Genomic DNA, 8,630 nt, shown 5'->3' on the forward strand with positions numbered 1-8,630 from the left:
GCCGCCGTTCGGCGAGCCGCAGACGGGGCCGCCCGCCGGGCCGGTCAAGGGGCGGGCTCCGCGTCCGGCCATCGTCACCCGGGCCGGCTGGGGCGCCGACGAGTCACTGCGCGACCAGGGCTTCGAGTACACCGGCCCGGTCCGCGAGGTCTTCGTCCACCACACCGCCACCGACTACGCCTGCTCCGACGCCCCCCGGGTGATCCGGGCGATCTACCAGTACCACGTGAAGACCAGCGGCTGGCGGGACATCGGCTACAACTTCCTGGTCGACCGCTGCGGCACCGTCTACGAGGGCCGTGCCGGCGGCGTCGAACTGCCCGTCCACGGCGCCCACACCCTCGGCTTCAACACCGACTCCGCCGGCGTCGCCGCGATCGGCACCTACGTCGGCGACCAGCCGCCCCGGCCCCTGCTCGCCGGCCTCGCCGCCGTCGCCGCCTGGAAGCTCGGCCTCGCCGCCCGGCCCGCCGACGGCCGCACCAGGCTCACCTCCGGGTCCGACGGCAGTCGCTACCCCGAGGGCACCGCCGTCGACTTCGACGCCGTCTCCGGCCACCGCGACGCCTTCGACACCGAATGCCCGGGCAAGGCCCTCTACGCCCGCCTCCCCGAGCTCCGCGCCGCGGCGGCCCGCCTCCAGACCCGCTGACCCGGCCGGGTCAGCGCCCCTCCGCCGCGGCCCCGCTCGCGACCCACGGGCCTGTCCGACCCCCCGCGTATCGTTCATGTCCGGAGGCGACCCGGGAGGCGACGGCAGTGGAAGCAGCACGGCGCTGGCGCCCGGCCTTCCCGCTGGACGTCGCCCGCACCCTGCTCCCGCTGCGCCGCGGCCCTGCCGATCCGGCGTACCGCAGCACCGGCGACGGGGCCGTCTGGCGCGCCTCCCGCACCCCGGCCGGCATCGGCACCCTGCGGGTGCGGCCGCACCCCGGGACCGGCGAGGTCGAGGCGAGCGCCTGGGGCCCGGGCGCCGACTGGCTCCTCGACCGCCTCCCCGCCCTGCTCGGCGCCGAGGACGCCCCGGAGGCGCTGGTCCTGCCGCCCGGCCCGCTGCGGGACGCCCAGCGCCGTACCGCCGGGGTCCGGCTGACCAGGACCGGCCTGGTGCTGGAGTCGCTGGTCCCGGCGATCCTGGAGCAGAAGGTCACCACCGACGAGGCCTACCGCGCGTGGCGCACCCTGCTGCGGGACTTCGGCACCCCGGCGCCGGGCCCGGCCGAGGGCATGCGGGTGGCCCCGTCGGCCCGCGAGTGGGCGCTGCTGCCGAGCTGGGAGTGGCACCGGGCGGGCGTGGACCCGAAGCGCTCCGCGACGATCGTGCGCGCGGTGCGGCTGGCCCCGCGCCTGGAGGAGGCCTCGGCGATGGGCCACGAGGAGGCCTTCGCCCGTCTCACCGCCGTTCCCGGCATCGGCGTCTGGACGGCCGCCGAGACCCTGCAACGCAGCAACGGCGACCCGGACGCGGTCTCCGTCGGGGACTTCCACCTGCCCGACCTGGTCGGCTGGGCCCTGGCCGGCCGCCCCCGCAGCGACGACGACCAGATGCTCGCCCTGCTGGAGCCCTACCGCCCCCAGCGCCACCGCATCTGCCGCCTCCTGCTCGCCACCGGCGCCCGCGCCCCCCGCTACGGCCCCCGCCTGACCCCCAACGACCACCGCCACCGCTGACCGGAAAGCCCCGCCGTGCGTACACCCCGATGTGTACGCTTGAGTCATGACTGAGGCACTGAACATCCGGGAACTGCGCGCGCGCCTCGCCGAGGTGGTCACCCAGGCCGAGGCCGGCGAGATCACGGTGATCACGCGCAAGGGCGAGCGCGTCGGGGCGGTCGTGCCGATCGAGGTCCTCGACGCCATAGAGGAGGCGGAGGACGAACTCCTGGCCCGTGAGGCGCGGAAGCACCTGGACGAACCGGTCATCACCATGGCCGAGCTGCTGGTGGACCTGTTCGGTTCGCCGGAGGACTCCGCCGGGAACGCTGCGTGAAGTACGCCTTCGGGTTCTCCCCGCACGCCCGGCGTCAGCTGCGTGCGATCGGTCAGCTGGCGGCGATGCGCATCCTCACGGCACTCACCGCGCTGGGGGACGACCCGTTCGCCGACGGACCCGACGTCAAGAAGCTGTCCGGCAACGACGGCCTCTACCGGCTCCGAGTGGGCGACTACCGCGTGGTCTACCAGGTCCGTGGTGAGGTACTGCTGATCCTCGTCGTCCACGTCGGCAACCGCCGCGACGTCTACCGCGGCCTCTGATCCCTAGCGGACCACGACGAACGCGTCGGCACCCCGCTCCGGCCGGGCCTTCGGCGGTTCGGCGGGGCGGCCGACGGCGACGGCGCCCATCGGGTCCCAGCCGGCCGGCAGGTCCAGTGCCTCCCGCACGGTGTCGCGGCAGAACATGGTGGACGAGACCCAGGCGGAGCCGTAGCCCTCGCCGGTGAGGGCGACCAGCAGGTTCTGCACGGCGGCGCCCGCGGCGACGGTGAACATCTCCCGTTCGGCGGTGGCCCGGCGCGGGTCGGGGTAGTCGTGCGATCCGTCCGTCACCAGGCAGGGCACCACCAGGTACGGCGCGTCGCGCAGCACGTCGCCGCGGGCGGTGCGCCGGGCGATCTTCGCCTCGTCCCAGCCGTCGAGTTCGCGCAGGTCGCGCTGCCAGGCGGCGAGCATCGCGTCGAGCAGCCGTACCCGGGTGTCCGCCGACTCCAGCAGCACGAACCGCCACGGGGTGGTGTGGTGCGGGGCGGGCGCGGTGACGGCGGCGGCGACGGCCCGCCGGACGGCGGCCGGGTCGACCGGCTCGGCGGTGAAGGAGCGGACGGTGCGCCGCAGGGTGACGGCCTGCCGCAGCGCCTCGGAGGTGCCGAGCCGGAACATGTCGTCCACGGAGGACCGGACCAGTGGCCGGACGCCCTCGCCGTCCTCGGCGGTGACCAGGTGTCCGAGCCCGCGCACGACCGCCACCGGGACGCCGGTGGCCTTGCCCTTCACCAGGTCGGCGGCGGCGGCGAGTTCGTCGGCGGTCGCGGTGACGGTCATCTCCAGCGTGTTGCCGTGGCTGTCGGTGCGTCCCCGGTGGTCCTCCAGGACGGCGAGCCCGGCGGCGCCGATCGCCACGTCGGTCAGCCCGTTGCGCCAGGGCCGTCCGAAGGTGTCGGTGACGAGGACGGCGAGCCGGCGGCCGGTGAGCTGCCGGAGCCGGGCCCGCAGCGCCCGGGCGGAGGCGTCCGGGTCCTCGGGCAGCAGCAGTACGGTGCCGGGGGCGGTGTTGGAGGCGTCGACGCCGGCGGCGGCCATGACGAAGCCGTTGCGGTTCTCGACGATCCGGACCGGTCCGCGCCGGGCGACCAGCCGGACGGTCTCGGCGTCGATCGCGTCCTCGCGGTCGGCGGCGTGCAGCAGCCGGCCCTCGGCCTTGCTGACGATCTTCGAGGTGACCAGCAGGATGTCGCCGTCCCGGTAGGTCCCCGCCTTGGCGAGCAGCTCGCCAAGGTCCGCCCCGGCCTCGACCTCGGGGATACCAGGGACCGCCAGGATCTCCAGCGAGGCGGTCACTTCCGTACCTGCTCCGCCAGGGCCAGCGCCGTACGCGCCATCCCCGCGGTGGCCTCGACGTCGGTCATCAGCAGCGGGACGGCCCGGCAGGAGATCCCGGCGGCCTCGACGGCGGCCACCGAGGCCTCGTCGACGGTGTCCACCAGCCACCCGTCGAGCAGGCCGGCCCGTCGCCCGCCGCCGCCCTCGCCCGGACCGCTCCGCGGTGCCGTCCTGCTGCCGTAGTCCAGCGCCACCGCCTCCGCCGTGGCCTCGACGCCGACCGCGGCGAGCACCTTGTCGGCCATGCCGCGCACCGGCGCGCCGCCGATGATCGGGGAGAGCCCGACCACCGGCGCGGACGCGCCGGCGATCGCCTCCCGGATGCCGGGGACGGCCAGGATGGTGCCGATCGAGACCACCGGGTTGGACGGCGGGAAGAGGATGACGTCCGCCTCGGCGATCGCCTCCAGCACGCCGGGCGCGGGCTTGGCGGTGTCCGCGCCGACCGGGACGATCGCCTCGGCGTCCACCGCGGCGTGCAGCCTGACCCAGTACTCCTGGAAGTGGACCGCCCGGCTGCCCTGCTCGTCGGTGATCCGCACGTGGGTCTCGACCCGGTCGTCGCTCATCGGCAGCAGCCGCACGCCGGGCTTCCAGCGCACGCACAGCGCCTCGGTGACCTGGCTGAGGCTGTACCCGGCGGTGAGCATCTGGCTGCGCACGAGGTGGGTGGCGAAGTCGCGGTCGCCGAGCCCGAACCACTCGGGGCCGACGCCGTACTCCTTCATCTCGGCCTTGATCGACCAGGTCTCGTCGGTCCGGCCCCAGCCCTGTTCCTCGTGGATGCCGCCGCCGAGGGTGTACATCACGGTGTCGAGGTCGGGGCAGACCTTGAGGCCGTAGAGGTGGATGTCGTCACCGGTGTTGCCGATCACGGTGATCTCGTCCTGCGGTCCGACCGCCGCGCGGAGTCCGCGCAGGAAGCGCGCTCCGCCGATTCCGCCTGCCAGTGCCACGATGCGCATGTGGTTCATCCTGCCACGGTCGGACGTCCCGTCAGGCCGTGATCAGTGCGTCCCGGCCCGGTCCTGCCGCTCCGGGTGCTGCTCGGGGACGGCGGTGGCGCCGTACTGGTTCATCTCGGTCAGGCCGGGGGTGTAGAGGTGGATGGAGACGGCGGGTTCGAGTGCGCCGTTGACCACCTCGTGCAGGTAGCCGGAGGAGAACACCCGCTGCCCGCCGGGCCGCAGGACCCGGGCGCCCTCGCCCGCGTGCGTGAGGGAGCGTTCGGTCAGCTCGCCCTCGACGACGCTCATCACGCCGGAGGACTCGCCGTGGTCGTGGAAGCCGCTGGACTGGCCGGGCAGCCAGCTGAGCAGCCAGACCTCGTAGCCGGGGCCGGTCTCCAGCCGGGCGTACCAGCGGGTCAGCGCGTCGTAGCGGACCAGCGGCTCCCAGCGGGCGCGGTCGGCGGCGATCTCGCGCACCAGCCGGGCGTACCCGGCGACGGTGGTGGGGTGGGCCGGCAGGTCGGTGCGGGCCAGGTGCGGGAAGGCGAGCGGGTCGCCGGCGATGGAGACGTCGCTGAGGCCGTCGGCCCACTGGCGGGTCCTGGCGTCGGCGGGGGTGCCGGTACGGACGGTGGCGGGGCCACGGCGGGCGAGCTTGTTGCGGTCGCGGTTCCGCTTGCGGATGCGGATCATGCGCACGGGAGTCGTCCTCGGAGGAGTCGGCTGGCGTCGGGATCAGCCGGATCCGGGATGTCCTGGGACGGGAATCGCGGGCGGCCTCTGTGCTTCCTGGGGGCGGCGCGCGGTGGGACGCGGGCGCCTAGATACAGCAGGAGCAGAGGCGACAACAAGAGTTCACGGCACGGCGGAGGGTGGAACCGCTCCGGGGGCTGGCGAACTCTGACATAGAGAAAAGGACACCGCATCCGGAGGGGCGGTGTCAAACCGAAGGATGCGGCATTCGAGTGGGTTAAGTCCGGATCTTGCCCGGATGGGGTGATTCATCACTCTCTATGTTTCGATGGGAAGATCGCCGGGAAAGCAGGCCGATGACCGGCCCGTGGCGGTGACCGAGCGTCACCTGGCGAATGGTTGCGGATGGTTCGGCATCGTTCGGGACCTTGAGGCTGAAGGCCCGATGTGTCCGGATATGTACACTATTCGTAACGGCTTGGTGCCAGGGAGTGAATCCCGGCCCCAATACCAGAGCTCGGCTTGACTGAGCCAGAGTGACGCAACTGTAATTTCACTCGTGTCGTCAGCCGCACGAGGCAACGGCAACCACGGGGACGCCAAGTAGGGGCAGAGGAGGCGCGCCAGATGAGCGAGCTCTTTGAGCTGTTGATCGGGGACGGCATCACGGAGGACGAGGAGGAACTCGGTTGGCAGGAGCGCGCGTTGTGCGCCCAGACCGACCCCGAGTCCTTCTTCCCCGAGAAGGGCGGCTCGACTCGGGAGGCGAAGAAGGTCTGCCTCGCCTGCGAGGTCCGGTCGGAGTGCCTGGAGTACGCCCTCGCCAATGACGAGCGCTTCGGCATCTGGGGCGGCCTCTCCGAGCGCGAGCGCCGTCGGCTCAAGAAGAGCGCGGTCTGACCGGGGCGGGCCCCTGACCCCCGCTGACCCTCCGACAACGAGGGACAACCGCACAGCTGTACGGGCGCCTCACCGCGGTGGTGGGGCGCTTTCGTGTTCCCGGAGCCCCCTTCACCGTCTCCGCACGCACACCCCGGACGAACCGGCCATCCGGAGCCGTTAGTGTGGTGCGCCATCCGGTTGCCGTTCACCGGCTGTGTCCACCGAGAACTGGGGCCCGCGCACGCGATGACCGTCTACAGCCACCAGAGCGGCTCCACCGCTTCCCGGCCGCCCGCCTATCCGCGCCACCTGGTCACCGCCGTGATCGTCTCGCACGACGGTGCCCGCTGGCTGCCGCGGGCACTGGCCGGCCTGCTCGGTCAGGACCGTCAGGTCCAGCGGATCCTCGCGGTCGACACCGGCTCCACCGACAACTCCCCGCACCTGCTCGCGGACACCCTCTCCGACTGGCTGCCGGAGAGCGGCCCGCTGGTCCTCGGCCGCCGGGCCGGCTTCGGCACCGCCGTCGCCGAGGCCGTGTTCAACAGCCCGCCGCTGCGCCCCGAGGACCTCCCGTACCGGCTCGACCCCTCCGGGTACGACCCGGTCACCGGCGGCTGGGACGACTACGGCGACCCGCTCGCCCAGGAGGACGACCTCGGCCGCAGCGGCCCGCGCGAGACCCGGCCGGTCGAGTGGCTCTGGCTGCTGCACGACGACTGCGAGCCGCAGACCGACGCGCTGCGCAGGCTGCTCCAGGTCGCCGACTCCACCCCCAGCGCCGCCGTGGTCGGCCCCAAGCTGCGCAGCTGGTACGACCGCCGCCAGCTCCTCGAGGTCGGCGTGACGATCGCCCACTCCGGCCGCCGCTGGACCGGACTCGACCGCCGCGAGCAGGACCAAGGCCAGCACGACCAGGTCCGCCCGGTGCTCGCCGTCTCCAGCGCGGGCATGCTGGTGCGCCGGGACGTCTTCGAGGAACTCGGCGGCTTCGACAAGGCCCTCCCGCTGATGCGGGACGACACCGACTTCTGCTGGCGGGTCAACGCCGCCGGCCACCGTGTGGTGGTCGCCCCCGACGCCGTGCTGCGGCACGCCGAGGCGGCCGCCCGCGAGCGCCGCGCGATCGACTGCGGCCCCGCCCACCCGCACCGGGTGGACAAGGCCGGCGCGGTCTACACCCTGCTCACCAACTGCAAGGGCGCGCTCTTCCCCTACGTCCTGCTGCGGCTGGTGCTCGGCACCCTGCTGCGGGCCGTCACCAACCTGCTCGGCAAGGACCCGCGCCAGGCCTTCGACGAACTCGCCGGCCTCGGCCACGAACTCGTCCGCTTCCCGAGGCTGCTGGCCGCCCGCAAGCGCCGGGCCAGGTCCAGGGCCGCGGACGCCCTGGACGACCGCACGCTCTTCCCCGCCCCCGGCGCCACCACCCGGCTGGCGGTCGAGGGCGTCGTCGGCTCGCTCGGGATAGGGGGCGGCGACGACACCGGCGGCCGGCACGGCTCGGCCGAGGCCGGCGGCGACGAGGACGCCGAGGACCTGGTCGTCGAGCAGTTCGCACTGGTCAGGAAGCTCGCCCGGCGCCCGGCGCCGGTGCTGTTCGCGGCCCTGCTGGTGTTCGCGCTGGTCGCCTGCCGCAGCCTGCTCGGCGGCGGCGAGCTGTTCGGCGGCGCCCTGCTGCCCGCGGCCGACGGCGCCGGCGGCCTCTGGTCGATGTACGCGGACGCCTGGCACCCGGTCGGCACCGGCTCCGCCGCCGCGGCACCGCCGTACCTCGGCGTGCTCGCGGTGCTCTCCTGGCTGCTGTTCGACCACGCCGACCTCGCGCTCACCCTGATCGTGGTGCTCGCCGTCCCGCTGTCCGCGGTCAGCGCCTACCTGGTGTCCCGTCCGCTGCTGGACTCCAAGCTGGTCCGCGCCTGGGCCAGCGCCACCTACGCGCTGCTGCCCGCCGCGACCGGCGCGCTCGCCCAGGGCCGGATCGGCACCGCGGTGCTGGCCGTCCTGCTGCCGCCGCTCGCCCGCGCCGCCGCCATCGCGGCCGGCCTCGGCATCCGTGCCGAGAGCGCGGCCAAGGGCGCCCGCCCGGGCTGGCGCCCGGTCTGGATGACCGTCCTGCTGCTCACCCTGGCCACCGCCTTCGTCCCGATAACGTGGGCGCTCGCGGTGCCGCTCTGCCTGGCGATGCTGGTCGTCGCGGTGCTGCGCGGCGGCGCCTTCGGCTCCGGCGGCGCCGCGCTGCGGCTGCTCGGCCTGCGCGTCCTGGTGATCCTCGCGGTGCCGGTGGCCGTCCTGGCCCCGTGGTCGCTCCAGGTGCTGTCGCACCCGCAGTGGCTGCTGCTGGAGGCCGGGCTGCCCGGCCTGCACGGCACCGGCGCGAGCGCGGCCGGCCTGTTGACGGTCAACCCGGGCGGCGCCGGGGTGCCGCCGATCTGGCTCTCGGTGGGTGTCGTGCTCTCCGCGCTCGCCGCGCTGCTGCGCGCCGACCGCCGCCGCGCGGTGCTC

General features: G+C 74.1%; 9 protein-coding genes. 6 read left to right on the forward strand and 3 right to left on the reverse strand.

Going from position 1 to position 8,630, the window contains the following annotated elements; genetic code table 11:
• The 4 genes from BU198_RS28035 to BU198_RS28050 form a co-directional block, all read left to right on the forward strand.
• The coding region (locus tag BU198_RS28035; RefSeq protein ID WP_188299662.1) for a peptidoglycan recognition protein at window positions 1-652 on the forward strand (652 nt) is incomplete at its 5' end.
• 107 nt (window positions 653-759) lie between these two features.
• Window positions 760-1,671: a DNA-3-methyladenine glycosylase family protein gene (locus BU198_RS28040; protein ID WP_188299663.1), complete on the forward strand. Its 912-nt coding sequence runs from the start codon at window positions 760-762 to the stop codon at window positions 1,669-1,671.
• Between the two features lie 46 nt (window positions 1,672-1,717).
• The gene (locus tag BU198_RS28045; RefSeq protein WP_188299664.1) at window positions 1,718-1,990 is read left to right on the forward strand and encodes a type II toxin-antitoxin system Phd/YefM family antitoxin; all 273 of its coding nucleotides are present in this window, start codon (window positions 1,718-1,720) and stop codon (window positions 1,988-1,990) included.
• Window positions 1,987-2,256 (forward strand): type II toxin-antitoxin system RelE family toxin, encoded by a 270-nt coding sequence (locus BU198_RS28050; RefSeq protein WP_188299665.1) that lies wholly within the window; start codon window positions 1,987-1,989, stop codon window positions 2,254-2,256. Before BU198_RS28045 ends, BU198_RS28050 begins: the two co-directional genes overlap by 4 nt.
• A gap of 3 nt (window positions 2,257-2,259) precedes the next feature.
• On the opposite strand, the gene BU198_RS28055 is transcribed toward BU198_RS28050, so the two are convergent.
• Genes BU198_RS28055 through BU198_RS28065 form a run of 3 tightly spaced genes read right to left on the reverse strand, consistent with a single transcriptional unit; the run spans window position 2,260 to window position 5,249 of the window.
• Window positions 2,260-3,558 carry a coenzyme F420-0:L-glutamate ligase gene (locus BU198_RS28055; RefSeq protein WP_188299666.1) on the reverse strand — a complete coding sequence of 433 codons (1,299 nt, stop codon included), beginning with the start codon at window positions 3,556-3,558 and terminating at the stop codon, window positions 2,260-2,262.
• Complete coding sequence (gene cofD / locus BU198_RS28060; protein WP_188299669.1) at window positions 3,555-4,565, reverse strand: 2-phospho-L-lactate transferase; 1,011 nt, start codon at window positions 4,563-4,565, stop codon at window positions 3,555-3,557. Before cofD ends, BU198_RS28055 begins: the two co-directional genes overlap by 4 nt.
• A 42-nt stretch (window positions 4,566-4,607) precedes the next feature.
• On the reverse strand, window positions 4,608-5,249 hold the full coding sequence (locus BU198_RS28065) for a cysteine dioxygenase family protein (protein WP_317620348.1): 642 nt from the start codon (window positions 5,247-5,249) through the stop codon (window positions 4,608-4,610).
• A 621-nt stretch (window positions 5,250-5,870) separates the two neighbouring features.
• On the opposite strand from BU198_RS28065, the gene BU198_RS28070 reads away from it, so the two are divergent.
• Together BU198_RS28070 and BU198_RS28075 are read left to right on the forward strand one after the other, a co-directional pair.
• Entirely contained in the window at window positions 5,871-6,143 is a 273-nt protein-coding gene (locus BU198_RS28070) for a WhiB family transcriptional regulator (protein ID WP_188299667.1), read from the forward strand.
• A gap of 228 nt (window positions 6,144-6,371) precedes the next feature.
• Window positions 6,372-8,630: glycosyltransferase family 2 protein (locus BU198_RS28075; protein WP_188299668.1), on the forward strand; the 2,259-nt coding region annotated here is incomplete at its 3' end.

It is taken from the genome of Streptomyces sp. CBMA156, assembly GCF_014596515.1.
GTDB lineage: Bacteria > Actinomycetota > Actinomycetes > Streptomycetales > Streptomycetaceae > Kitasatospora.

Coding starts and splice junctions, on each gene's coding strand:
- BU198_RS28045 (WP_188299664.1), top strand. CDS start 1,718: ATGACTGAGGCACTGAACATCCGGGAACTGCGCGCGCGCCTCGCCGAG.
- cofD (WP_188299669.1), bottom strand. CDS start 4,565: ATGCGCATCGTGGCACTGGCAGGCGGAATCGGCGGAGCGCGCTTCCTG.
- BU198_RS28070 (WP_188299667.1), top strand. CDS start 5,871: ATGAGCGAGCTCTTTGAGCTGTTGATCGGGGACGGCATCACGGAGGAC.